Source organism: Nocardia sp. NPDC101769, assembly GCF_044766925.1.
In the GTDB taxonomy this organism is placed as follows: domain Bacteria; phylum Actinomycetota; class Actinomycetes; order Mycobacteriales; family Mycobacteriaceae; genus Nocardia.
On record NZ_JBIWMX010000022.1, the window covers coordinates 1 to 24,118 of the forward strand.

A 24,118-nucleotide genomic window follows, 5' to 3' on the forward strand; every position below is an offset into this window, starting at 1 on the left:
TACCACGACCCGTGTTATCTGGGTCGGCACAACAAGATCTACAACGCGCCGCGTGAGCTGATGGAGGCTTCGGGTTCGACGCTGGTCGAGATGCCGCGTCATGCCGAGCGTTCCATGTGCTGTGGTGCGGGTGGTGCGCGGATGTGGATGGAAGAGCAGCTCGGTAAGCGCATCAACATCGATCGTGTGGACGAGGCGCTCGAGACGTTGAACGGCGGTAACGAGCCGTCGATGATCGCGACGGGTTGCCCGTTCTGCCGGGTGATGCTGACCGATGGTGTCACCGCGCGTAAGGATGGTGGTGAGGTCGGCCAGGGTGTCGAGGTCGTGGATGTGGCGCAGCTGATGCTGCAGTCGATCAGCCGTGTCGAGGCCGCGACCCTGACCGAGAACCTGAAGGTTGTTCAGGCACCGAAGGTCGAAGAGCCCGAACCGGTTTCGGTGCCCGAGCCGGTCGAGGCCGTGGTCGTGCAGACCCCGGCCGAAGCCCCGAAGGCCGCCCCGGCCGGTGGCGGTCTGGCCATGAAGGGCGGCCTCGAGGCCCCCGGCGGCAAGGGTCTGGCCATGAAGGGCGGCCTGAAGGCCCCGGGCGCGAAGGCTGCCGCTGCGGCCGTCGAGACGGCTGCGGCCGAGGCGGCTGCGGTCGAGGCCGCGTCCGAGGCGACCGCGGCCCCCGCTCCGGCCAAGGGCCTGGCCATGAAGGGCCCGGCCAAGGCTCCCGGTGGCAAGGGTCTGCAGATGAAGGGCGGCCTGAAGGCGCCGGGCGCGAAGGCTCCCGCCGCCGAATCCGCCTCCGCGGCTGCGACTCCCGTCGAGGCGGCTGCCGAGGCTCCGGCGGCTCCGGCCGCCAAGCCGGGCGGGCTCGCCATGAAGGGCGGCCTCAAGGCCCCCGGCGGCAAGGGTCTCCAGATGAAGGGCGCCGCCAAGGCTCCGGGCGCCAAGCCCGCCGCCGAAGCCGCGCCGGCCGAGACCGTGGCGGAGACCACCGCCCCGGCCGCAGCTGCCGCACCTGCCACCGAGGCTCCGGCCCCGGCCGCCGAGGCCAAGCCGTCCATCGCGCCCAAGGGCCTGGCCATGAAGTCCGGCCTCAAGCGTCCCGGCCCGAAGGCCCCGGTCGCCACTGCGGCGCCGGAAGCGCCTGCGGCTCCGGCGGATTCGACTCCTGCCGAGGCCGCTCCGGCCGCCGAGCCCGCCGCTCCGGCCGAACCGGCCGCGACGGCGAGCAATGGCACGTCGGAAGGCAATGGCACCTCGGAAGGCAAAGGCACGTCGGAGGGCAATGGCGCGGCCAAGCCGCCGGCCGCCAAGCCGGGTGGCCTCGGGTTCAAGTCGGGCATGAAGGCTCCGGGCCGGAAGAACTAGGCCCCGGCCCGAAACAGCGGGCAGCCGAACCTGATTGACGAGGGCGGCGCTACCGATCCGGTAGCGCCGCCTTCGTCGTTCCCGCCGCCTACCAGCCCGTTCGCGCCGATTCAGCGGGCGCTGCGGCGGCAATTCACGGGCCATTCGCGGCCCGTTGGCTAATCTCAGGCAACATGACGGGCCGGAGTTCGCCATACTGCAAGGTATGACGGATGCGCGGGCGGTGCGGGTCGAGATCGGGGTGGAGTCTCTGGGCGGGGTCCGGATCGCCGAACAGGCGGGAGCCGCACGGGTGGAATTGTGTGCGGGGCTGACGGTCGGGGGACTCACGCCCGGGCCGGCACTCATCGAGGCGGCGGTCGAAGCGGCGGGGCATACCCAGGTGCACGTGCTGATCCGGCCGCGGCCGGGCGACTTCCGCTATTCGGCCGACGAGGTGGCGCTGATGCGCACCGATATCGAGCGGGTGCGGGCGGCGGGTGCGCACGGGGTGGTGATCGGTGTCCTCGACGAGGACGGCCATGTCGATCCGGCCGCCAATACCGAGCTGCTGGCCGCCGCGGACGAGCTGGAGGTCACCTTCCACCGCGCGTTCGACGTGTGCGCGGATCCGTATGCGGGCTTCGATCAGTTGCTGGAGCTGGGCTTCACCCGATTACTCACCTCGGGCCGCCAGGAGTCGGTGCTCGACGGCGCGGCTCTGATCGCCCGGCTGGTGACGCTGGCCGATGGCCGCATCGACGTGATGGCGTGTGGCGGCCTGCGGGCCGACAATGCCCGCCGGGTGATCGAGTTGACCGGAACCCGCGATCTGCATGCGGCCGTGCGCATTCCGGTGCCCGGCCGCCCGCAGTCCGACTCCGAGGTCTCCTTCGCCGAATTCGGAGTGCCCAGTGGCTTCGATCATTTCGACACGGATGCCGACGGCGTGTCGGCACTCTGCGAGGCGGCGCGGATCACGCTCTGACGATTGCCGCTCGCGGTCTCCTCCGCCCAGAAATCAGGGCCGGGAGTGCCGTCCGCCACGCGGCGGCTCGGGCGGCCACCCCTGATCATCGGAGAAGCCCTGATCCTGCTGCCACCCCTGATCCTGCTGCCGGGCTTGGCCCCGGATGCCCGAATCCGACCACGGCTCGCTCGGATTGAACCACGACGAGGTCGTGTACTGCCGCTCCTCCGGCGGATTCGGATTCGGCTGCACTACACCGGTTCTCGGCACCGTCGGCGGTTCACTCCCACCGGATGCACCGGGTTGCACGCCGGTTCGCGCGACAGGCTGTTCACCGGTCCACGAATCCCGCTGCTGTGCACCGGTTCTCGGTACGACCCGCTGCTCACCGCTGTACGGTGCGGCCTGTTCATCACCTCGGCGCACCACCGGTTGCGATCCGGTGCTCGGCTGAGATCCGGTGCGTGACGCGGCCGGCTGAGATCCGGTCCGCGGATCACCGGCACGACGCGGCGCGGGCTGGGATGCGGTGCGCGCCCCACCCGGACGGCGCGGCGTATTCCGTTGCGCCCCCGCACTTCGCGTCCGCTCGGCGCCCGCACCCGCGCGCACCTCGGCCGGCTTGGCGCCCAGCGGCCGGGCCAGCAGCACCGCGATGGCGGTGGTCAGCGGCACCGACAGGGCCAGCGCGATACCGCCGACCGCCGACCGCGCGATCTCGATCCCCACCGCGTCGCCGGTCAGCACATCCCGTATGGGTCGTCCGGCCACGCTGAACAACAGCAGCAGCGGCAGCGCCCCACCGGCGTAGGCGAGCACCAGGGTGTAGACGGTACTGGCGATATGGTCCCGGCCGACCCGCATGGCCGCGGAGAAAATGCTGCGGCGGTTGGCCTTCTGGTCCAGCGCCGCCAACTCGAAGGCAGCCGAGGCCTGCGTGATGGTGACATCGTTGAGCACACCGAGCGAGCCGATGATGAATCCGGCCAACAGCAGCCCGGTAATGCTCACGTGCTGGATATAGGCGGCGACATTGGTGTTCTGCTCTTCGGACAACCCGGTGAGATGGGTGACCTTCAACGACACCCAGGACAGCACCGCCGCCAGCACCATCGAGGTCAGCGTCCCCAGCAATGCCGAACTGGTGCGCAGATTCACGCCGTGCGCCAGATACAACACGGAGTAGAGGATCACCGCCCCCGCGACCAACGCCACCGGTATCGCCGGTTTCCCGTCCAGCATCGCCGGCAGCAGGAACATCACCAACACCCCGAACGCGATGACGAGCCCGATCAACGCCCGCAATCCCCGCCACCGCGCCACCGCGATGATGACCACCGCGAAAACGATCCCGATGATGCTCAACGGCAACCCACGCGCGAAATCATCGAACGAGTACAGCGTGCCTCCACCCGGATCCTGCGGCGTCTTCGGCGCCGCCTGCGGCACAATCCGAATCTTGTCCCCCACACTCAAATTCGGCTGATCCGGCGTAGGCGAATTGACGAAAACCGTCCAACTCCCCTTGTCCGCCCCCGAGTCGATCGAGATCACACTGCGCGCACACTGCCGCTGCGCCGCCGCGAGCAACTCCGGCTCAACGGTGAAAACCTTCCCATTCGACACATCGCCACAGGGCCCAAGATCCTGCTTGACCACGGTCCCCGCCTCGGAGTGCACCGCACCGCCGCCCCCGTTCTGCATGGGCAACGGAATATCGACGTGCTGAGAACCAGGCCAAAGCCAAACCAGCCCAACAACCACCGCCACCCCGATCACCGCCAATAGCCCGACGACGACACGGGCCGCATTCGTCCCAATAGCAATGGGTCCGGAGTGGTCGTGATGGTGATGATGAGAGTGCTGGTGATCGCTCACCCGCCGAGCCTAAACGAAAACCATTCCTGACATGCTGAGAGGTTCTGCTCCCGACCGCCGGCCGAAGGTTCTTCCCGATCCCAAAGGCGACAACTGATTTCGCAACGTTCGGGGCAACTCACCGGGCACCCCCAAATCGTCTCGGCTCCCAACGCAGGCACGGATACGAAATCGGCCACGGCTCTCAGCTATCCACTGAGGGCCCGGAGAGGCGGGATTGCGGGAGGGGGCGGCGGAGAGCAGGGGGATGTCTCCGCCGCCCGGGTCAGCGGCCCAGGGGGGGTAGGCCGGCTAACCAGGGCCGGACGGCCCAGGGGGGGTAGGCGGTCCGACCGGGCACTCTGAGTGCCGAGGACCACTGTACACAAAAGACGGATCTTTGCGCTAGCTAAGTCTCTAAAAACCCAACTTTCTCGTACCTGCGGTCGGTTTTAGCCAGGGTCCTACCTGCGCCACAAACCCCCGGGGACCGTGTCCACTACCGGACAAAGCGATATAAGCGCAGGTCAACAGGGCTCACGGGAATCCCCATGAACCTTGCCGTCAAATATTTCCGACCGGAAGCTACTGCCGGTAACTGGCCAGGAAGTTGCCGAACCGTTCGATGGCGACCGACAGGTCCCGCGCCCACGGCAGCGTGACGATGCGCAGATGGTCGTGATGCGGCCAGTTGAACCCGGTCCCCTGCACCATCAGGATCTTCTCCTGCAGCAGCAGATCCAGCACCAGCTTCGAATCGTCGTGGATCTCATGGACTTCCGGGTCCAGCCGCGGGAACGCGTACAGCGCGCCCGTGGGCTTCACGCACGAAACGCCCGGAATGGTATTGAGCTTCTCCCAGGCCACATCCCGCTGCTCGAGCAGCCGCCCGCCCGGCAGCACCAGGTCGTCGATGCTCTGATGGCCGCCCAGCGCCACCTGAATGGCATGCTGCGCGGGCACATTCGGGCACAGCCGGGTGGAGGCCAGCAGGTCGATGCCCTCCAGGAAGCCGCCCGCGTGATCCTTGGGACCGGTGATGACCAGCCAGCCCGAGCGGTAGCCCGCCACCCGGTACGCCTTGGACAGGCCGTTGAAGGTGAGGCACAGCAGGTCCGGGGCGAGCGTCGCCAGCGAAACATGCTTGGCGCCGTCGTAGAGGATCTTGTCGTAGATCTCGTCGGCCAGCAGCAGCAGCTGATGCTTGCGGGCCAGGTCCACCACCTGCTGCAGCACCTCTGCGGAGTACACCGCGCCGGTGGGGTTGTTGGGGTTGATCACGACAATCGCCTTGGTCTTGTCGGTGATCTTGGATTCCATGTCGGCGATGTCCGGCTGCCAGTCATTGGACTCGTCGCACAGGTAGTGCACCGGGGTGCCGCCCGCGAGCGAGGTCATGGCCGTCCACAGCGGATAGTCCGGCGCGGGGATGAGCACCTCGTCGCCATTGTCGAGCAGCGCCTGCATGACGATGGTGATCAGCTCGGAGACGCCGTTGCCCAGGTAGACGTCGTCCACATCGAATTCCGGGAAGCCGGGTACCAATTCGTAGCGGGTGAAGATGGCCCGCCGGGCGGGCAGGATGCCCTTGGACTCCGAGTAACCCTGCGCGTAGGGCAGCGCCGCGATCATGTCGCGCATGATGACGTCGGGCGCGTCGAATCCGAACGGCGCGGGATTGCCGATGTTCAGCTTCAGAATCCGGTGCCCCTCGGCCTCCAACCGTGCCGCGTGTGCGTGTACCGGGCCCCGGATCTCGTAGAGGACGTTCTGGAGTTTGGTGGACTGTTCCAGGACGCGCGGGGAGCGATGCGGAAGGTGACTCGATGGGCTCACCCCGTCAGTATCCAATTTGCCCTCCGCTTCGCTCCGGGCAGGGTTCGCGGCCCTGAGGTCTCGATTCTTCCCTCCTCCGCTCCTCCGCTCCGCTCCCCCGCTCCGTCAGTCCAGAATCGAGACGGCCGCGAACCTTCGGGCGCTGTTTCAAAGGGAGCGGTCCTGTTGCCCTCCGCTTCGCTCCAACCTCAGCGCGATGTATCGGGCGGCAGCACGCTGCGGGCGGCGGTGGAGCTGCAGAAGTCCTCGATCCTCTCGTCCAGGTCCTGCGCTTCGCCGGCGTCCCGGAATTCCGGACCGGCCAGCCGCTGACGCACCGCGCTGAGCCGTTCCTCCAACTGCGCGATCCGCTTGTCCTCGTCCAGTTCCAGCACCGGCTCCAGGGCGGCCGCGGCGCCGTCCAGGCTGCCGTTGATCAGGTGAGCGGCCGCATTGTCCACCCGGGCCAGCGACTCCGCGCCGTAGGAGCGCTTGTCGGTCGGCCCGTTCACATACAGGTCGATGGCCCGGCTGGTGGCGTCCAGGGCGGGCTCGGCCCGACCCAGATGGATGTAGGTGGCGCCGGCGTAGTAGTGGCTCTTGGGCTGGTTGAACCCGAACACGCCGCCGACATCGTCGTGGAGGTTGTCGCTGGATTCGCCGTCGCGGGCATCGTCGGCGGCGCGGATGCAGCGCTCGGCGTCGGCGGTGCTGCCCAGCCGCGACCAGATGCGGGCCTCGATGTTCAGCAGCCGCACCCGCGAGGTCGCGGATTCGGCGTAGCGCTGGCCACTCTGGGCCAGCAGGACCGCGCGACGCGGCCGCTCGGACCGGTACTCGATGAGCGCCTGCATGCCGCGGGTCCAGGCGCGCAGCGGATCGTGCTCGCACAGTTCGGCGTAAGCCCAAGCGGCCCTTGCCTGTTCACCGGCCGCGTCGAAATAGCCCAGATCCGTACTGGCATTCGCCAGCAGACCGGACAACGTACCCGCCAAAAGGTACAGATGCGCCGTATCGGACGGACGCTGATGGCCTTCCAGCAACCGGTACACCCGACGCCGCACCCGCAGCATCTCCACCATCATCGGCACCGGCGGCATGTGTACGTAATCGTTGGCGATGCGCGTGACATCCGCATCGAGCTGTTCCAGCAGGGTCGCACCCACATTGGTGCCCTCGGCCCTCCCCGCGTGCTCGCTTGCTTCGTGAGCAGCCGCCATGATCAGATCCCTCTCCGAAATCGCCGCTAACGCATCGCCCCTCATCGCACCCGTATCGACGAGTGCCAGCAGTTCCGCGTCGCTGGAATAACTGGCCTGCGCTGGCATCCCGCTCCAAAGCTCGGAACCGCCTTGGCGCACATCGAAACCGGGAACGGCGGAGCGGTCGATCAAGGGCTGGTCGATCAAGGCCGCGAACCGTGCCCGCACAACATCGTCGGACCTGGCAAGGGAAGTATCGAGGGCGGCCTGATTGATGGGGCGGGGATGCACCCGATCGCCCCCGGCCTCCCATTTCGAGACCAGTCGTTCGTGCACACCCAGGTGGGCGGCGAACTCCCGGATACTCATGCGTTTGGCATCGCGGAGGGCCCGGGCCTCTTTGCCTGACCAGTGCCGGACCACGGTGCCATCCCTTCCGAACGAACTCCGAACTCCAGGGTACGAGCGGAGAGTGGCCGCGACCACATCCGAAACCTTCTCGGTACCAGGCGTTATACGCACCGGTAATAGTGGCGGCGGAAAGGCAGCGGAATGCGGGTGTGCGGGCGTTTTCACAGCGGCCCCCGGCACGAGACCCTGGTGACCGGGGGAAGGAGGCGGGGACGTGAACGCGGACAAGCTCAGAACGGTCGAAGACTGGGTTTCCTACTACCGGCACGAGTTCGGGCTGCCGGTCAGCGAACGCGGCGGATTCGTCATGCTTCCCGTCACCGCGCAGATCGGGGTGGTGCACCTACCGGTCGCGCGGGCCGAAATGGTGCGCGGCGCACTGCAACAGCAGCGCCGCGGCGGACCCATGCTGGCCCGGCAGATTCGCTGGAGCTTTCTGGCCGAACCGGATTCGCGGCCCGGCGAACAGATCATGGCGGCCCTCAACCGGCTCGATATCGGCATTCCGGCCATCGGCAGCGCAGTCATGCTCCCCACCGGCCTCGGCCGCTGGACACGCGAGGGCTGCCACTGGGTGACGCCACCCGCACGTGATTCCAAACTCCCACCCCTGTCGGCGATCATCACGACAGCTCTGGCGGTGGGAGCGGAAAGCGAGGACTGAACGCAGCCGGTCCTCGCACCACCGAGTCCGCCCCTCCTGGCAGTCGACGGGGCGGACTCGGCTCTTTTCAACTCTCGAAACTCTCAGGGACTTCGCCCCCGAACCCCAGGGAGACAGCCGTTGAGGCTGGCTCGCAACGGTTTTCGAGATGGGGGGCTCCGGGGCCGTCAGCGGGCTTGCGCGGGCGGGGCCGGTGGGAACAGTGGGGGGAGCGTGGGGACGACCACGGGCGGGAGGCCCGGGATGATCGTGATGGTGTTCGGGCCGGGCGTGGTGGAGGGGGCCTCGGTGGTGGTGGTGGTGGGGTAGGTGTGGGGCTGGGGTGCGGCCAGCGACTCGTTGGTGGCGTCGATGGCGGTGGTGGTGGGCGACGCGATCGCGGGTTCGCTGGAGGAGCGGGTGGTGCTGGCCGGCACGGAGCTGGTGACGGCGTCCTGGCGCTGCGAATCATGGGTCAGGACTTGGGGTCCCCAGCCGAGGGTGATGCCGATGGCGGCCACCACGACGAGCGCGCCGACGGCGACGCCGGCCAGGCTGACCTCGCGGCGGCGGCCGAACTTCTCCGCCGAACCCGGGCGAGCCGGCCAGGACTGGCTGGGCTCCGGGGGAGTGGGTCCGGCGTCCTCGCGCGGGGCGGCAGGGAAGGGCGCGGGCGCGGGCCGGTGCAGCACCGGGCGGGCCAGCATGGCCGCGCCACGGGTGACCACGGTGTCGGGGGCGGCCGGGACGATGACGGGGACGCCCAGCCAGCGTCGCAAAACCTTTGCCACCAGCGGAATCTGGGCGCAGCCGCCGAGCAGGGCGACCGCCTGCACGGGCTGCTCGGAGCGCAGGATGACATCGCGCGTCATACGGGCGGAGGACTCGACGGCCAGCATGATGAGGGCCTCGAAGTTCTCCTGCGACAGCAACACCAGGCCCTCGATGGAGGGCAGTGCCACCGCACTGCTGCTGGAGAGCTGCTCCTTGGCCTCCCGGCAGAGCTTGTCGAGCGCGATGAGCCCGGTGTGGTCCGGCGGATGGGCGATTCGCCCGGAGGCGATCTGCTGTTCGCGGATCAGCGCGTCGAGATAGTCACCGCTGATATCGCTGGTGCGTTCGCTGAAGCAGACCTGCCGGGTGCCGGTATCGACGACCGTCACCGACAACCCGGACGCGCCTAGGTCATAGAGTGCGACGGTGCCGAAACCCTGCAGCTCCCCGGAGTATTCGAGGAATTCCAGCGCCGCCACCACGTCGGGCACCAGCTCGTAATTGGTGAACTGCCGCCGCGCCAGCTCGGCCCGGATGGCCCGCGCGTGATTCTCGTCCCGGTAGGCGATGGCGGTGGCGCTGATCCGCGAATCCGCGGCGAGCACCGCCCCGACGGCATCGGCGACCAACTCGTCGACCCGGCGTTCCCCGACCGGCACCGCCTGCACGTCGAACGCGTCCGGCGGGCCGTCGAATCCGCTGCGGGCCCGGGCGTATCGCTGCTGCGGGGGGGCGCCGGAATTGCGGGCGGCCTGCTCGGCGGAATCCCCGGTGAACGGACGTGCGACACGAACCGCGCCCGCCCCCACCGAAACTCCCAGAACCGAACTCATCCCGCTGCCCATCTCGTCGACACACACCCGTCGTCGCCACCTTACGACGTGCCGGGCCATCCGTACACCCGCTGTACCCGCCCATCGGACGGCGTATTCGCGCCACGAACGACGGCCAACTGTCCAGGCAGCGGCCGAATTACGCCGAGCGCCGGGTCGAAACCGCTACCCCGTAATGCAACTCACTTGGACACGGGAAAATTCAGGTAGGCCCGCGACGGCGTCGGCCCCCGCTGACCCTGATATTTCGATCCCGCCGCGGCACTGCCGTACGGGTGCTCGGCCGGACTCGTGAGCCGGATAAGACACAGCTGCCCGATTTTCATGCCGGGCCACAGGGTGATCGGCAGGTTCGCGACATTCGACAGTTCCAGCGTGATGTGCCCGCTGAATCCGGGATCGATGAAACCCGCGGTGGAGTGCGTCAGCAGGCCCAGGCGGCCCAGACTGGACTTGCCCTCCAGCCGGCCGGCCAGATCGTCGGGCAGCGAGCACACCTCGAGCGTGGAGCCGAGCACGAATTCGCCGGGATGCAGCACGAACGGCTCACCCGCGGCGGGTTCCACCAGGGTGGTCAGCTCGTCCTGCCGCTGCGCCGGGTCGATATGCGTGTAGCGGGTGTTGTTGAACACCCGGAACAGACTGTCCAGCCGCACATCGATACTCGACGGCTGCACCAGCTTCTCGTCGAACGGCTCGACCCCGAGACGTCCGTTGGCGATTTCCTTGCGGATGTCCCGATCACTAAGCAGCACTGTGCCATTTTGCCCTCCGCTTCGCTCCGGGCGGTTCGCGGCCCCCAGGGCCGCGAATTATCAGTGCTCTACCGGCGGGTTTTCCGGCGTGGACACCTCGATGACCTGTTTCGGTTTACGCGGACCCCAGGTGGCGTGGGCCTCGGCGCGCATGCGGGGGACCATGTGCGGATAGTGCAGTTCGAATGCCGGGCGCTCGGAGCGGATACGCGGCAGTTCGTAGAAGTTGTGCCGGGGCGGCGGGCAGGTGGTGGCCCATTCCAGGGAATTGCCGTAACCCCACGGGTCGTCGACGGTCACCACTTCGCCGTAGCGGTAGCTCTTGAAGACATTCCACACGAACGTGACCATGGAGAATCCGAGGATGAACGAGCCGATGGTGGAAATGGTGTTGAGCGTCGTGAATCCGTCGCTCGGCAGGTAATCCGCATAGCGGCGCGGCATGCCCTGGTTACCCAGCCAGTGCTGCACCAGGAACGTGGTGTGGAAACCCAGGAACGTGGTCCAGAAATGCAGTTTCCCGAGCCGTTCGTCCAGCAGCCGCCCAGTCATCTTGGGGAACCAGAAATAGATGCCGGCGAAGGTGGCGAACACGATGGTGCCGAACAGCACGTAATGGAAATGCGCCACAACGAAATACGTGTCGGAGACGTGGAAGTCCAGCGGCGGCGAGGCCAGGATGACGCCAGAGAGCCCACCGAACAGGAAGGTGACCAGGAAGCCGACCGAGAACAGCATGGGTGTCTCGAAGGTCAGCTGCCCGCGCCACATGGTGCCGACCCAGTTGAAGAACTTCACCCCAGTGGGCACCGCGATGAGGAAGGTCATGAACGAGAAGAACGGCAGCAGCACCGATCCCGTCGCGTACATGTGGTGTGCCCACACCGCGATGGACAGCGCGCCGATGGCCAGCGTCGCGTACACCAGCGTGGTGTAGCCGAACAGCGGTTTGCGGCTGAACACCGGGAAGATCTCGGTCACGATGCCGAAGAACGGCAACGCCACGATGTAGACCTCGGGATGCCCGAAGAACCAGAACAGATGCTGGTAGAGGATGGCCCCGCCATTGGACGAGTCGTAGATGTGCCCGCCCAGGCGCCGGTCCACCTCGAGGCCCATGAGTGCCGCGGTGAGAATCGGAAACGCCAGCAGCACAAGCACACTCGTGACCAGGATGTTCCAGGTGAAGATGGGCATCCGCCACATGGTCATGCCGGGGCAGCGCAGGCAGATGACCGTGGTGATCATATTGACCCCGCCCAGGATGGTGCCGACGCCGGACACCGCGACGCCCATGATCCACAGGTCCGCGCCCACGCCCGGTGCGTGTTCGGCCAGGCTGAGCGGGGTATAGGCGGTCCAGCCGAAGTCCGCCGCGCCGCCCGGCGTGACGAATCCGGCGGTGGCCATGGTGGCCCCGAACAGGTACAGCCAGTAGCTGAGCGCGTTCAACCGTGGGAAGGCGACATCCGGCGCGCCGATCTGGAGTGGCAACACCGCATTGGCGAATCCGAAGACGATGGGCGTCGCATAGAACAGCAGCATGATGGTGCCGTGCATGGTGAACAGCTGGTTGAACTGTTCCGGCGTCAGGAACTGCATGCCCGGCCGCGCCAGCTCGGCCCGCATCAGCAGCGCCATCAGGCCGCCGACCAGGAAGAACGCCATGGCCGTGAACAGGTACATGTTCCCGAGCATTTTGGGATCGGTGGTGGTGATGGCCTTCCACAGATACGACCCCTGGGGTCCCATCCGCCGTGGAAATGGCCGCACGGGTTCGAGCTCCGGAACTTCACGAGCGGGCACCGCGGTCATACGTCCTCCTCGACCGCCGAGCAGGAGCACCGAGCGCACGCTTCAGCTAGCGTTCAGCGCATCCAAACTTCCTGTGGTGGACGGGTTTTCGACCCTGCGGGCCAGTCTACGACCGCCCGTAGGCGGAACTGGCTGCTTCCGCGAAAGAGCTTCGCGATCTTCGGCGCGTCGTCCACGACACGGGGAACGACCCGGCGCCCGACACACCCGCGCTCACTCCGCCCGCGACCTGCGAGGAGTTCCGAGAAGTTGCACCGGGAGAGAAGTGGTCTGATAGAGTCGCGTGCGCAAGCAGGACCGCGCCGGTGTGGTGTAGTGGCAACACGCTACCTTCCCAAGGTCGAATTGCGGGTTCGATTCCCGTCACCGGCTCCACGTGAAAGGCCCCCGTCCGATGGACGGGGGCCTTTCCGCATGTCACACGCATGGCTTTCCGATATGTCACAGCACTACTTGACGCACTCCATGGCGATTCGCCTGGTGGCCTTTCCCGCCTTGATCAGATCCTCGGTGCCGAGGCTGACCTTGGCCGGGTTGGTGCCGTTGGCGCTGTCGATGATCTTCTGGATGCCGCTGTCGGACAGGCCTTCCTGGAGGTAGATATTGGCGACGCAGTCCGCGGTCTGCTGACTGAATTTGCCCTTGTCCTGCAAGGCTTTCGAGATCTGGTCGGCGGTCAGCGCGCTGCCGCCCGGGCTGGAGGTCGCCCCGGGCGAGGTGGCGGGCGCGCCGGACACGCTGGTCACGGCCGCCGAGGTGGCCGTCACCGCCGGCGCGGTCGTGGTGGCGGGGTTGGCCGATTTCTGGTCATTGCTGCACGCGGACAGCAACGGCAGCGCCAGCAGCGCCACCACGACGACGGATTTCCGCATTTGTGATCCCTCCCGGACGCCGGGCCGATCCCGGTCGATTCTGAGATTGCACACCGGCACCCGGGAGTTAACAAGCGGAGATCGAAAACCGCAGGCCGCCAGGACCTCTGGCGATCGCGCTCCGCTGCGACCGCAGCGCTACTGCGCCGACTGCATGCAGGCGGTGACGATCTTGGTGGCGGCGGCCTGCGCCTTGTCCGTGTCGTCCTTGCTCATGCCGGCCGACTCCATATCCGTCACATTGCCGGACTTGGCGTCGTTCTTGATCATGCGACGCAGTCCGTCCTGCGAAATACCCTGGTCCACGAAGACTTTCGCGGCGCAGTCGGCGAACTTGGCTTCGAGACCGCCGGCCTGCAGGGATTTGGACACATCAGCCTGGGTGACATCGGCGGGCTTGTCGCCGCTGCCGCCGCACGCGGCCAGCAGGGGAAGCGCGACGAGCACGGCGGCCAACAAGGAAATGCGCACTGGTGCCTCTACTCTCGAGGTTCGACGGGAGAACTGCCGCAGGCACCCTCTCACAGATCCATGGCGGCGCGCAGCGCTGTGTCGATTCGCTCGGCCGTTTCGGTGTCGACTTCGGCGATGCGACGGTCCAACCAGCCACGATAGATGCGGCCCAGATTGCCGGCGTGCACCCAGCCGTGGCCGGGAATGGGCACGGCCAGGATGTCCTGGGGATCCCCGGCCTCGACCTCGGCGGCGATCAGCCAGGGGCGCGGCGACTCGTTGATGCCGTCGCTCGAGATGAGGATGATGGTGCGGGTTCGGGTGGTGCCGTGCGGGTGGTAGACCCAGAGTTCACCCCTGCGCACGCAGCTCCTTTTCGGCGGCAAGCTTTTCCGCCTCGTCGGCCGCGGCGAGTTCGACCGGGTCCGGCACCGGGCCACACCCCAGCCGCACGGCTTCGCGGCGCGCGGCGCGGGATATCCACGCCGACGGCGACATGCCCGCGCGGGCGGCGGCATCCTGTGCATAGGACCAGGCCGCCTCGTCCAGCGACAGTGTCACTTTCCGGGTTGCCATACCTTTTATCGTACCGTCGGCGGGGAATTTTCCCGCCTGTTGGCGACACGTCAACGACTGTAGGGTGAGACTCGCAGGGACCAGGACAGGGGAGAGTCGCGCATGACGCAGTTGAACCATTACCGGACCGGCAGCGGCGACCCCCTCGTGCTCGTGCACGGCGTCGGCAGCCGCTGGCAGGCGTGGGAGCCGATCATCGGCGCCCTGGCCGAGTCCTTCGACGTGATCGCGGTGGACCTGCCCGGATTCGGCGACAGCGCACCGCTCGAGCACACCACCGTCTCCACCCTCGCCGATGCCCTGGTCGATTTCCTCGCCGCCGAGGGCATCGAGAATCCGCACCTGGCAGGCAATTCCATGGGCGGCGGCATTGTGCTGGACCTGGCCGCGCGGGGCCTCGCGCGCTCGGTCACCGCCTACTCCCCCATCGCCTTCTGGGACACCGCGGGCCGCGTCTGGTGCCAGCAGGCGCTGGGCCGCGCCAAACAGCTCTCCAGGGTGCTGCACCCGGCCGTGCCAGCGGTGCTCGGAAACGCCGTCGGCCGTTCCACTTTCCTCGGTCTGGTGTTCGGCAAGCCCTGGGCGATCGACGCCCGGGTGGCCGTCGACACCGTCGAGGGCCTGCTCGGCGCGGCGGGCTTCGATGCCGCGCTGGCCTCCTTCACCGACTTCCGGCTCCCCGACCACGCCGCCTTCGGCGACATCCCGATCACCATCGCCTGGGGCAACCGTGACATTCTGCTCACGTACGCCACGCAGTCCCGGCGCGCTCGCGCGGAACTGCCCGGCGCGCGGCACGTCACCCTGCACGGCAGCGGCCACACGCCCTTCTGCGACGATCCGGCCGGCTGCACACGCCTGCTCCTGGACCAGCTCGGATAAGGAAAGACCGTGAGCCACAACGTTTCCCTCACCTTCGACGGCGACCGGGCGTACGTGGCCCTGGACCGGCCCGACAAGCACAACGGCCTGACCATCGACATGCTGAACGAGCTGGTCCGGGTCGCCGGGATCATCGGGAAGCGCTCCGATATCCGCGCCGTCATCCTGTCCGGCAACGGCCCCAGCTTCAGTTCCGGTCTGGATATCGCCAAAGCCATGGGCAACCCGCTGGACGTCGTGCGCAACTTCATCCCACTGCCGTGGCGCGGCACCAACACCTTCCAGGAGGCCTGCTGGGCCTGGCGGCGACTGCCACAGCCGGTGATCGCCGTGGTGCACGGGCGCTGCTACGGCGGCGGCCTGCAGATCGCGCTGGCCGCCGATTTCCGGTTCGTCACACCGGATTCGGAGTTCGCGGTCATGGAGGCCAAGCACGGGCTGATCCCGGACATGACCGGCGCGGCCACCCTGTCCCGGCTCATCGGCCTGGATCAGGCGCTGCTGCTCACCATGACCGCCGACCCGGTGAACGCCGCCTACGCCGAGCGCATCGGCCTGGTCACCGAGGTCACCGCCGACCCGCGCGCGGCCGCCGAGAAACTGGCCGACCGCATCGCCGCGCGCTCCCCGCAGGCGGTGGCGAGCGCCAAGAAACTGTTCGACCGATCCTGGCACGCGTCGGTGCGCCGGACCCTGGCCGTGGAACGCGCCACGCAGCTGCCGCTGATCCTTAAGCAGGCGCTCGACCGTGGTAGGAATGGAAAGTAAGCCAATTCACGGCAAACAAACCGGTTTGCAAGCCCCGAAATTCGGGTATCGCTGTTAGCATTTTCACAATTTGCCAGCGAGTCGAACGCATTGTGCGGCCCGTCACATACGGTGTGGTCCGCGCATTATTCGGCGAGACCCGGAGGAAGCACCGCATTGACCAAGACCGCCCCGCTGCTGCTTTCCGCGATAGCAGGTGCCACGGCCGTGCTCCTTACCGTGACCATGCCGGCCGCAGCCAATCCGAACGCAATCAACCCGATTCCGGTGCTGAATGGCACGAACGGTTTGCCGCAGCTGCCAGGCCGCACCAAGGCGGTCTTCCAGGTCACCGGAATGGCCAGCCCCAACAACACCCAGAACTACAACGTGCTCGGAACCGACCTGGGCATCATGTGGGACGACGGGAACGGCGAGATGCTCACCGCATTCGGTGACACCGCCGGCCTGGGCCTGCCGAACCTGCTGGTCGGCAGCACCTGGGCGTGGCGTTCGAACATCCTGCTGCGCTCACACACCCAGGACCCCGCGAACGGCATCTACTTCGACTCGGTGGTGCGCGACATCTTCGGCCAGGCACGGGATCTGATCCCCAGCCCGAAGATCCCGTTCATCGAGATCAGCCGCATTCCCACCGCGGGCATCTCGGTCGGCGGCACCCAGTTCATGAGCCTGATGTCGGTGAAGAGCTGGGACGACGTGGGCCAGTGGACCACCAACTATTCCAGCCTCGCGGTGTCCGGAGACAACGGCGAGAACTGGATGGAGCTGCCCGCCACCCGCCGCCCCGACGACGGTGGCAACTCGAACTTCCAGATGAACGCCTTCGTCAAGCGCAACGGGTTCCTCTACGAGTTCGGCACCGCATCCGGCCGCAACCACCCGGCCTATGTCGCCCGTGTCCCCGAGGGGGCGGTCACCGATATGGGCGCGTACGAGTACTGGGACGGCGGCAAGTGGCAGAAGGACGTCAATGCGGCGCAGCCGGTGATCGGCGGCGGCATGGCAGAGATGTCGGTGCAGTGGAACGACTACCTGGGCCAGTACGTCATGCTCACCACGGATCCGTGGAACTCGGTGGTCATGTACACCTCGCCGAGTCCCGAGGGACCGTGGAGCGCACCGTCGGTGCTCATCGACACGCGGGAACTGCCGACGGCGTACGCCCCGTACATCTTCCCGTACCAGACCGGGCGTGACCTGTACTTCCTCACCACGGTCCACAGCCAGTACAACGTGCTGCTGATGCACACCACGCTGTAGAAAACCAACTCTGAGGGGCTGCGCTACTGAAACCCGATGAGACTCTCGGCCGCGAACGCCTCCGCGTTCGCGGCCGAACTCGTCTCGGCGCACAGCTCATAGACTCGTCTCCATGGATGCCGCCGAATGGGACGAGCACTACGCCAATACCGAATTGGTGTGGGGCGCACCTCCGAATGCCACGGTGGTCGAACAGGTCTTCGGGCTGGAACGGCGGGCGCCGGTCGGCGGCGGGATCGGCGAGCCGCGGCCGGAGCTGCCGCGGGTGCTGGACCTGGGGTGCGGTGAGGGCCGGAACGCGCTGTGGCTGGCCACCCACGGCTGGCGGGTGGACGCCGTCGACTTCTCCCAGACCGGCATCGACAAGGGCCGGACCGTCGCCTCGCGGCTGTCGCGCTCGGTGCGCGGGCGCATCCATTGGATCCACGCGAATGTCACGCGGCTGGACGCCGCCGGCATCACCGGACCCTACGAGCTCATCCTGCTCGCCTTCCTGCACCTGCCGGCCGCGGAGCGCCGCGCCCTGCTGCTGCGCGCGACCGAGATGCTCTCCCCCGAGGGCACCCTGCTGGTGATCGGCAACGACACCCTCAATCTGACGGAAGGCTATGGCGGCGAGCAGGATCCGGCCCGGACCTTCACCCCGGCCGATATCCTCGCCGACCTGTCCCCCGCCGAGCCCGATATCCGCATCCGCATCGCCGACCGCGTGCACCGCCCCACCGAGGATCGCGACGCCATCGACGCCCTGGTGGTGGCGACCCGGCCCGCGCCGGAACCCCGGGACGAGCCGCTCGCCCTCGAGGCCCCGCAGCCGCCTTCGCTCGACCTCTTCTGACGGCAGCCCTCGCTAGTTGCGGACCGCCATTCCGGCGAGCCGCGCGCTCTGAGCCCACAGCCGTGCACGGCGGTCGGGGTCGGTGGTGTGCGCGGCGGTCCGAACATCCTTGCGGCGCACGAAGAATCGCCCGGTGATGCCGTTCAGGTCCGGCGAGGTGGCCAGCCAGACCGGTGTGTCCGCCCCGGTATCCGGACCGGGCAGCATCGGATTGATCCACTGCGACCAGGCGAAGACCCGCAGCAGCCCGTGCGCGGATTCCCGGCCCAGCCCGGTGTGCCGGATGATGCCCGGGTGCGCGCCGTTCACGGTGACGCCCGTGCCCGCGAGGTGCTCGGCGAGGCTGTAGACGAACATCGCGTTCATGTTCTTGGTGCGCCCGTAGGCCACGAAAGGCCGGAAACTGGGCGGGAATCCGAGTGCCCGCGCATTCTCGAAACCCAGATCGTCCAGGTCGGCGGGTACTCGCCGCAAGGCCGTCGGTGAGGCCCCGACCACCACCAGTCGCGCGGATCGTCCTGTGTCGGCGAGGTTCTCGCCGAGTGTGCGCAGCAGCAGGTACGGCGCCAGATGATTGGTGACCAGCGTGCGCTGCAGGCCCTCGGGCGTGCGGTCGCCGAGGTCGGCGACCACGGCGGCATTGCTGATCAGAATGTCGATCCGGCTGTCGCGCAGGCGATCCGCGAGCTGCCGCACGTCTGCCAGCAGTGACAGGTCGGCGAGTTCGCCCCGCAGCACGGCCCGTGGAACGGCCGTCCGGATCCGCTCCTGTGCGGCGTTCAATCGGCCGCGGTCCCGCCCGACCAGCACCACCTCCGCTCCCATGCCCGCCAACTGTCGTGCGATCGCTTCTCCGATGCCGTTCGTCGAGCCCGTGACGACGGCCGTTGTTCCCCGGTCCATACCCACTCCTCAGAGGTTGACAACGTCAACCTAGGCGCGCTGGTTGACGTTGTCAACCGCGGACTACGATGGACCGATGCCACCGTCCACCCGCACCGTGCTGCTCGATTCCGCACTCCGCCTGCTCGACGCCGGCGGGGTCGAGGCCGTCACGCTGCGCGAGGTCGGCAATGGCGCGGGCGTCTCGCACAACGCGCCCTACAAGCACTTCGCCAACAAGGAAGCCCTGCTCGCGGCGGTTGCCGCCCGCGAACTGTCCGAGCGCGCAGTGGATTTCGCCCGCATCGTCCAGGAGCGCCCGGAACCGGTCGAGATGCTGCGCGGGGTCCTGCACGGCTATATCGCCTGGGCGCTGGAGCGCCCCGCCCGCTTCAAGCTCGTCTTCGGCCGTTGGGCCGACGAGACGCCCGAGCTCGCCGAAACCGGCCGCGATGCGCAGAACGCCCTGATTGCCCTGGTCGGGCAGGCGCAGGCCGCAGGCAGCCTGCCCGGCGGGGACACCGAACGGATGGCCGCACTGGTCCGTGCCCTGGCCCACGGCGCCGCCGACCTCGCCTCCTCGGGCCACCTCGACGCGAACGGCAAGGGCCATGCCGACCCCGCCGACCTGGTTGACGATCTTCTCGGCTACCTGGGCAGAGCGCGCTGACCCGGCCCGGCGTTCAGCTCGCGGACCAGCGCTCCAGCCACGGCGTGAGCACGGCGACGATCTCCTCGAACCCCGCCCGATACGAATGCGCCTGTCCCGCAATGACATGCACCTCGGTCGCGTCGGCGGCCTCCGGGATGCCGAACGGGTCGCGGGCGCCGTTGACCACGACGACCTCGATATCCCCGGGAGCGAGCAGCTCCTCGCGCCGCGACTTCTCGGGCTTGCCCGGCGGATGCAGGGGGAACGACAGCGCGACCACGCCCCGCGCCCCGGCCGCGCGCGCGGTCCGGCACGCCACCCGTGCGCCATTGCTGCGCCCACCCTGGACCAGCGGCACCCCGCGCACCTTCTTCCGCAGTGCCGCAATGATTTCCAGCCACGCCGCGTCCTGAACGTCGGCCTTGCCCGGGGCGCGCCGCCCCGCCACCCGGTACGGCTGCGTCACCAGCGCCACCGCGCCGCCCATCCCCACCGCCGAATCACATAGGGCCAGTATGTCTTTCGCATCCACGCCGCCGCCGGCGCCATGGGTGAGCACCAGCAGGAACCGCGGCCTCGCCCGTCCGCGCCGCTCGATCTCCACCTCCGCCGGTCCGGCACTCGTCTCGATGCGCATATAGGCACCGTAATCAGGGGCACGGACCGGGCTCACGCGGCACACCGGCGGCCCTCACCGCCGCCGGACCTCGATCAACCAGGCCGCGATGGGCCCGGCAACCCCGGGTCCCGGCAACTCGCGTGCTTTCAGTCACATTCCGCCGTGATGACCTTGGCGCACCTCTTACCGGTCGGTAACATGACGCATAAGTTACCCGCCAGTAGCGCTGCTTTACGGTGTCTACCCGGTGGAGACCTAACGGGCGGGAACGGCACACACCGAACCGCACCCATCTCAATGGAGAGTGAGTACGACCATGGGTCACTACAAGAGCAACGTTCGCGACCTCGAGTTCAACCTCTTCGAGTTCCTCGGCATCCAGAAGCTGCTCGACGCGGGCGCCTATGGCGACCTCGACGCCGACACCGTCAAGGAGATGCTGAACGAGGTCCGTCGCCTGGCCGAGGGCCCACTGGCGGATTCGTTCGTCGACGGTGACCGCAACCCGCCGACCTTCGACCCGGAGACCCACACGGTCACCCTCCCCGACTCCTTCAAGAAGTCCTACCGCGCCCTCGAGGACGGCGGCTGGTCCAAGGTTCCGGTCCGCGAGGAGCTCGGTGGCCTCGGCGCCCCCTCCGTCATCGGCTGGGCCCTCGGCGAGATGATTCTCGGCGCCAACCCGCCGGCCCAGATGTACGCCGCCGGTGCGGGTTTCGCGCAGGTCTTCTACAACAACGGCACCGATGAGCAGAAGAAGTGGGCTCAGAAGATCGCCGACCGCAACTGGGGCGCCACCATGGTGCTGACCGAGCCCGACGCGGGCTCCGACGTCGGCGCCGGCCGCACCAAGGCGATCCAGCAGGAGGACGGCTCCTGGCACATCGAGGGCGTCAAGCGCTTCATCACCTCGGGCGACTCCGACGACCTGTTCGAGAACATCATGCACCTGGTGCTGGCCCGCCCCGAGGGCGCCGGCGCGGGCACCAAGGGCCTGTCGCTGTTCTACGTGCCGAAGTTCCATTTCGACTTCGACACCGACACCCTGGGTGAGCGCAACGGCGTGTTCGTCACCAATGTCGAGCACAAGATGGGCATCAAGGTCTCGGCCACCTGTGAGGTCACCTTCGGCGGCCACGGCGTTCCGGCCAAGGGCTGGCTGGTGGGCGAGGTCCACAACGGCATCGCGCAGATGTTCGACGTCATCGAGAACGCGCGAATGATGGTGGGCACCAAGGCCATCGCCACCCTGTCGACCGGTTACCTGAACGCGCTCGAGTACGCCAAGACCCGTGTGCAGGGCGCCGACCTGACCCAGATGACCGACAAGGCCGCCCCGCGCGTCACCATCACCCACCACCCGGACGTGCGTCGTTCGCTGGCCATGCAGAAGGCGTACGCCGAGGGCCTGCGCGCCGTGTACCTGTACACCGCCGCGCACCAGAACGCCGACATCGCCGAGCTGGTCTCGGGCGCCGACAAGGACACCGCGTTCCGCGTCAACGACCTGCTGCTGCCGATCGTCAAGGGTGTCGGCTCCGAGCGGGCCTACCAGTACCTGACCGACTCGCTGCAGACCTTCGGTGGCTCCGGCTTCCTGCAGGACTACCCGATCGAGCAGTACATCCGCGACGCCAAGATCGACTCGCTGTACGAGGGCACCACCGCCATCCAGGCGCAGGACTTCTTCTTCCGCAAGATCGCCCGCGACCGCGGCGTGGCGCTGGCCCACGTGGCCGGCCAGGTGCAGAAGTTCATCGAGCGCGAGGGTGGCAACGGCCGCCTGAAGGCCGAGCGCAAGCTGCTCGCCACCGCCCTCGAGGACGTGCAGGGCATGGCCGCCACCCTGACCGGGCACCTGATGGGCGCCCAGCAGGACCCGAAGGAGCTCTACAAGGTCGGCCTGGGCTCGGTCCGCTTCCTGCTGGCCGTCGGCGATCTGATCATCGGCTGGCTGCTGCTGGCCCAGGCCGAGGTCGCCATCAACGCCCTCGACAACGGCTCCAACGAGCCGTTCTACCAGGGCAAGATCGCCACCGCGCAGTTCTTCGCCCGCAACGTGCTGCCGGAGCTGACCTCGGTCCGCACCGTCCTGTCCAACCTGGACAACGACATCATGGAACTGGACGAAGCGGCCTTCTGACGCAGGGCCCCGGGGGCTCCGCCCCCGAACCCCCAGTACCAAGCGATGCGGCCCGGAATTCTCCGGGCCGCATCGCTTTCGGCGTTTGTTCGCAGGCGGCTTACCAGTGCTCACCCGAGGCGGAGGCAGAGATGGTGCTGATGAAGCCGAGGATGAAGTGAGCCAGCCAGTCCATGTGAGTACCCGTCTGTCGTACTGAAAAATGATTGCCTCAGAACGCTATCCGCAATGGCTGCCGAAACGGTTGCCCTGAACTTCCCGGGCACCGGCCTCACGACTGTTGCCGATGCGCCCGGGTGGTGGCGTCCCTGTCCATGCGGGACATGCCGGGACGAGAGTGACCGGTCGACGAGGTGTCCGATCCACGCCGCGGCCCTCAGCACACCGGCGGCGATCCCAGCGCAGCACGCAGCTTTCGAGTTCAGATGGTGGTGACTGCCAGGAATCTGCCGCGCATGACCATTCCGCCCAGCCTTCAGCAAATCTTCTGCAACGATAACCGGAGGGCAAAAAGAGAGCTCCGTGCGGTTGCCGGGTCGGGGGTCTGGCAACAGCACGGAGCCATCCCTTGTATCGACACCCCATTCGAGGGCGTTACACACCCGTTCCGCCCGAATGGAAAAAATTTCGCGGCCCGCCGCTGGGACAATCGAGACGGATCGGAACCGTACGACGCGAGGAGACCACTCATGGAGCTCGGAATGATCGGACTCGGCCGGATGGGCGCGAATATCGTGCGCCGGATCGTGCGGGACGGGCATACCGCCGTCGGCTACGAACGCCACCCGGAGCACATCGAGGAACTCTCCGCCGAACTCGGCGACAGTTTCCAGGGCAGCACCGAACTCCCCAAGTTCGTGGCCATGCTCACCGCCCCGCGCGCGGTGTGGGTCATGATCCCGGCGGGCGCCACCGGCGCGGTCATCGACACACTGGCCGGGCTGCTGGAACCCGGCGACATCATCATCGACGGCGGCAACAGCCGCTACCACGAGGACATCGCCCGGGCGAAGGCCCTGCGGGCCAAGGACATCCACTACGTGGACATCGGCACCTCGGGCGGCGTGTTCGGGCTCGAACGCGGCTTCTGCCTGATGATCGGCGGCGAGAACGACACCGTCGCCCACCTGGACCCGCTGCTGAGGTCGATCGCGCCCGGCGTGGACGCCGCGCCGCGCACCCCCGGCCGCACCGGTACGCCCTCCACCGCCGAACAGGGCTACCTGCACTGCGGCCCCGCGGGGGCGGGCCACTTCGTGAAGATGGTGCACAACGGGATCGAGTACGGCGCGATGGCCGCCTACGCGGAGGGCCTCAACATCCTGCACCGGGCCGATGTCGGCGAGCACCAGGACGGCGAGCACTCCGCGGAGGTCACCCCGCTCGAGCATCCCGAGTACTACCGCTACGACATCGACGTGCCCGAGGTCACCGAGGTGTGGCGGCGCGGCTCGGTGGTCGCCTCCTGGCTGCTCGACCTCACCGCCGCCGAGCTCTACGCCGACCCGAACCTCGATTCCTTCGGCGGCCGCGTCTCCGATTCGGGCGAGGGTCGCTGGACCCTCGATGCCGCCATCGACGAGGGCGTGCCCGCCCCCGTCCTGTCCGCGGCCCTCTTCCAGCGCTTTTCCTCCCGCGGCGAGGGGCTCTACGCCGACAAGGTGCTTTCTGCCATGCGCCAGGCCTTCGGCGGTCACCATGAGCTACCGCAGGGGTGAATACGCCACGCGCGGTGGCACACCCGGTGTCGATGG

General features: G+C 67.7%; 21 protein-coding genes, 1 tRNA gene and 1 pseudogene. 11 read left to right on the forward strand and 12 right to left on the reverse strand.

Annotated elements, in window-relative coordinates; translation table 11 throughout:
• Positions 1-1,362: (Fe-S)-binding protein (locus ACIRRA_RS29155; RefSeq protein ID WP_402774549.1), on the forward strand; the 1,362-nt coding region annotated here is incomplete at its 5' end.
• Positions 1,363-1,567: 205 nt separating this feature from the next.
• Positions 1,568-2,329, forward strand: coding sequence for a copper homeostasis protein CutC (locus ACIRRA_RS29160; RefSeq protein ID WP_402774552.1), 762 nt, complete (start codon positions 1,568-1,570; stop codon positions 2,327-2,329).
• Positions 2,330-2,887: 558 nt separating this feature from the next.
• On the opposite strand, the pseudogene ACIRRA_RS29165 reads toward ACIRRA_RS29160, so the two are convergent.
• From ACIRRA_RS29165 to ACIRRA_RS29175, 3 genes and pseudogenes are all read right to left on the reverse strand, one after another.
• Positions 2,888-4,189: pseudogene (locus ACIRRA_RS29165) on the reverse strand (YibE/F family protein); the annotation flags it as partial.
• Between the two features lie 564 nt (positions 4,190-4,753).
• A complete protein-coding gene (locus ACIRRA_RS29170) occupies positions 4,754-6,004 on the reverse strand; it encodes a pyridoxal phosphate-dependent aminotransferase (RefSeq protein WP_402774555.1) in 1,251 nt (416 codons plus the stop codon).
• A 188-nt stretch (positions 6,005-6,192) separates the two neighbouring features.
• Positions 6,193-7,554: an XRE family transcriptional regulator gene (locus tag ACIRRA_RS29175; RefSeq protein ID WP_402774558.1), complete on the reverse strand. Its 1,362-nt coding sequence runs from the start codon at positions 7,552-7,554 to the stop codon at positions 6,193-6,195.
• A 256-nt stretch (positions 7,555-7,810) separates the two neighbouring features.
• On the opposite strand from ACIRRA_RS29175, the gene ACIRRA_RS29180 reads away from it, so the two are divergent.
• On the forward strand, positions 7,811-8,260 hold the full coding sequence (locus tag ACIRRA_RS29180; RefSeq protein WP_402774560.1) for a hypothetical protein: 450 nt from the start codon (positions 7,811-7,813) through the stop codon (positions 8,258-8,260).
• A gap of 167 nt (positions 8,261-8,427) precedes the next feature.
• Here the strand turns inward: ACIRRA_RS29180 and ACIRRA_RS29185 are convergent, their stop codons facing one another.
• From ACIRRA_RS29185 to ctaD, 3 genes are all read right to left on the reverse strand, one after another.
• Entirely contained in the window at positions 8,428-9,873 is a 1,446-nt protein-coding gene (locus ACIRRA_RS29185; protein WP_402774562.1) for an Hsp70 family protein, read from the reverse strand.
• Between the two features lie 155 nt (positions 9,874-10,028).
• A complete protein-coding gene (gene dcd, locus ACIRRA_RS29190; protein WP_379404272.1) occupies positions 10,029-10,601 on the reverse strand; it encodes a dCTP deaminase in 573 nt (190 codons plus the stop codon).
• A 60-nt stretch (positions 10,602-10,661) separates the two neighbouring features.
• Positions 10,662-12,416, reverse strand: coding sequence for a cytochrome c oxidase subunit I (gene ctaD, locus ACIRRA_RS29195; protein WP_402774566.1), 1,755 nt, complete (start codon positions 12,414-12,416; stop codon positions 10,662-10,664).
• Positions 12,417-12,717: 301 nt separating this feature from the next.
• On the opposite strand from ctaD, the gene ACIRRA_RS29200 reads away from it, so the two are divergent.
• Positions 12,718-12,791, forward strand: a tRNA-Gly gene (locus tag ACIRRA_RS29200).
• Positions 12,792-12,865: 74 nt separating this feature from the next.
• Here the strand turns inward: ACIRRA_RS29200 and ACIRRA_RS29205 are convergent.
• The 4 genes from ACIRRA_RS29205 to ACIRRA_RS29220 form a co-directional block, all read right to left on the reverse strand.
• Entirely contained in the window at positions 12,866-13,288 is a 423-nt protein-coding gene (locus tag ACIRRA_RS29205; RefSeq protein WP_402774569.1) for a hypothetical protein, read from the reverse strand.
• 138 nt (positions 13,289-13,426) lie between these two features.
• Positions 13,427-13,759, reverse strand: coding sequence for a hypothetical protein (locus tag ACIRRA_RS29210; RefSeq protein ID WP_402774572.1), 333 nt, complete (start codon positions 13,757-13,759; stop codon positions 13,427-13,429).
• 50 nt (positions 13,760-13,809) lie between these two features.
• Positions 13,810-14,106, reverse strand: coding sequence for a hypothetical protein (locus tag ACIRRA_RS29215; RefSeq protein ID WP_357011754.1), 297 nt, complete (start codon positions 14,104-14,106; stop codon positions 13,810-13,812).
• Complete coding sequence (locus tag ACIRRA_RS29220) at positions 14,093-14,317, reverse strand: hypothetical protein (protein ID WP_040862373.1); 225 nt, start codon at positions 14,315-14,317, stop codon at positions 14,093-14,095. Before ACIRRA_RS29220 ends, ACIRRA_RS29215 begins: the two co-directional genes overlap by 14 nt.
• A 102-nt stretch (positions 14,318-14,419) precedes the next feature.
• Here ACIRRA_RS29220 and ACIRRA_RS29225 point away from each other — a divergent pair, with 102 nt between their 5' ends.
• The 4 genes from ACIRRA_RS29225 (at position 14,420) to ACIRRA_RS29240 (ending at position 18,068) form a co-directional block, all read left to right on the forward strand.
• Entirely contained in the window at positions 14,420-15,199 is a 780-nt protein-coding gene (locus ACIRRA_RS29225) for an alpha/beta fold hydrolase (RefSeq protein ID WP_402774576.1), read from the forward strand.
• Between the two features lie 9 nt (positions 15,200-15,208).
• Positions 15,209-15,967, forward strand: a complete 759-nt coding sequence (locus ACIRRA_RS29230; protein ID WP_402774578.1) for a crotonase/enoyl-CoA hydratase family protein — start codon at positions 15,209-15,211, stop codon at positions 15,965-15,967.
• 156 nt (positions 15,968-16,123) lie between these two features.
• Positions 16,124-17,230: a DUF4185 domain-containing protein gene (locus ACIRRA_RS29235; RefSeq protein ID WP_402774581.1), complete on the forward strand. Its 1,107-nt coding sequence runs from the start codon at positions 16,124-16,126 to the stop codon at positions 17,228-17,230.
• A gap of 112 nt (positions 17,231-17,342) precedes the next feature.
• The gene (locus ACIRRA_RS29240) at positions 17,343-18,068 is read left to right on the forward strand and encodes a class I SAM-dependent methyltransferase (RefSeq protein WP_402774583.1); all 726 of its coding nucleotides are present in this window, start codon (positions 17,343-17,345) and stop codon (positions 18,066-18,068) included.
• A 12-nt stretch (positions 18,069-18,080) separates the two neighbouring features.
• On the opposite strand, the gene ACIRRA_RS29245 is transcribed toward ACIRRA_RS29240, so the two are convergent.
• Positions 18,081-18,971, reverse strand: a complete 891-nt coding sequence (locus ACIRRA_RS29245) for an SDR family NAD(P)-dependent oxidoreductase (protein ID WP_402774585.1) — start codon at positions 18,969-18,971, stop codon at positions 18,081-18,083.
• A 76-nt stretch (positions 18,972-19,047) separates the two neighbouring features.
• Here ACIRRA_RS29245 and ACIRRA_RS29250 point away from each other — a divergent pair, with 76 nt between their 5' ends.
• Entirely contained in the window at positions 19,048-19,620 is a 573-nt protein-coding gene (locus ACIRRA_RS29250) for a TetR/AcrR family transcriptional regulator (RefSeq protein WP_357011764.1), read from the forward strand.
• A 13-nt stretch (positions 19,621-19,633) separates the two neighbouring features.
• Here the strand turns inward: ACIRRA_RS29250 and ACIRRA_RS29255 are convergent, their stop codons facing one another.
• Positions 19,634-20,239: an alpha/beta family hydrolase gene (locus ACIRRA_RS29255; RefSeq protein ID WP_402774588.1), complete on the reverse strand. Its 606-nt coding sequence runs from the start codon at positions 20,237-20,239 to the stop codon at positions 19,634-19,636.
• Positions 20,240-20,537: 298 nt separating this feature from the next.
• Between ACIRRA_RS29255 and ACIRRA_RS29260 the strand changes: the two genes are divergently transcribed.
• Positions 20,538-22,364, forward strand: a complete 1,827-nt coding sequence (locus ACIRRA_RS29260; RefSeq protein ID WP_402774868.1) for an acyl-CoA dehydrogenase — start codon at positions 20,538-20,540, stop codon at positions 22,362-22,364.
• 689 nt (positions 22,365-23,053) lie between these two features.
• Complete coding sequence (gene gnd / locus ACIRRA_RS29265; RefSeq protein WP_402774591.1) at positions 23,054-24,082, forward strand: phosphogluconate dehydrogenase (NAD(+)-dependent, decarboxylating); 1,029 nt, start codon at positions 23,054-23,056, stop codon at positions 24,080-24,082.
• Positions 24,083-24,118 lie beyond the last annotated feature (36 nt).

What these genes read in the sequence shown, in the direction of transcription:
- ACIRRA_RS29255 (WP_402774588.1), bottom strand. Translation starts at nt 20,239, where the DNA reads ATGCGCATCGAGACGAGTGCCGGACCGGCGGAGGTGGAGATCGAGCGG.
- ACIRRA_RS29220 (WP_040862373.1), bottom strand. Translation starts at nt 14,317, where the DNA reads ATGGCAACCCGGAAAGTGACACTGTCGCTGGACGAGGCGGCCTGGTCC.
- ACIRRA_RS29260 (WP_402774868.1), top strand. Translation starts at nt 20,538, where the DNA reads ATGGGTCACTACAAGAGCAACGTTCGCGACCTCGAGTTCAACCTCTTC.
- ACIRRA_RS29225 (WP_402774576.1), top strand. Translation starts at nt 14,420, where the DNA reads ATGACGCAGTTGAACCATTACCGGACCGGCAGCGGCGACCCCCTCGTG.
- ACIRRA_RS29245 (WP_402774585.1), bottom strand. Translation starts at nt 18,971, where the DNA reads ATGGACCGGGGAACAACGGCCGTCGTCACGGGCTCGACGAACGGCATC.
- ACIRRA_RS29250 (WP_357011764.1), top strand. Translation starts at nt 19,048, where the DNA reads ATGCCACCGTCCACCCGCACCGTGCTGCTCGATTCCGCACTCCGCCTG.
- ACIRRA_RS29240 (WP_402774583.1), top strand. Translation starts at nt 17,343, where the DNA reads ATGGATGCCGCCGAATGGGACGAGCACTACGCCAATACCGAATTGGTG.
- ACIRRA_RS29205 (WP_402774569.1), bottom strand. Translation starts at nt 13,288, where the DNA reads ATGCGGAAATCCGTCGTCGTGGTGGCGCTGCTGGCGCTGCCGTTGCTG.
- ACIRRA_RS29175 (WP_402774558.1), bottom strand. Translation starts at nt 7,554, where the DNA reads ATGAGTATCCGGGAGTTCGCCGCCCACCTGGGTGTGCACGAACGACTG.
- ctaD (WP_402774566.1), bottom strand. Translation starts at nt 12,416, where the DNA reads ATGACCGCGGTGCCCGCTCGTGAAGTTCCGGAGCTCGAACCCGTGCGG.
- gnd (WP_402774591.1), top strand. Translation starts at nt 23,054, where the DNA reads ATGGAGCTCGGAATGATCGGACTCGGCCGGATGGGCGCGAATATCGTG.
- ACIRRA_RS29160 (WP_402774552.1), top strand. Translation starts at nt 1,568, where the DNA reads ATGACGGATGCGCGGGCGGTGCGGGTCGAGATCGGGGTGGAGTCTCTG.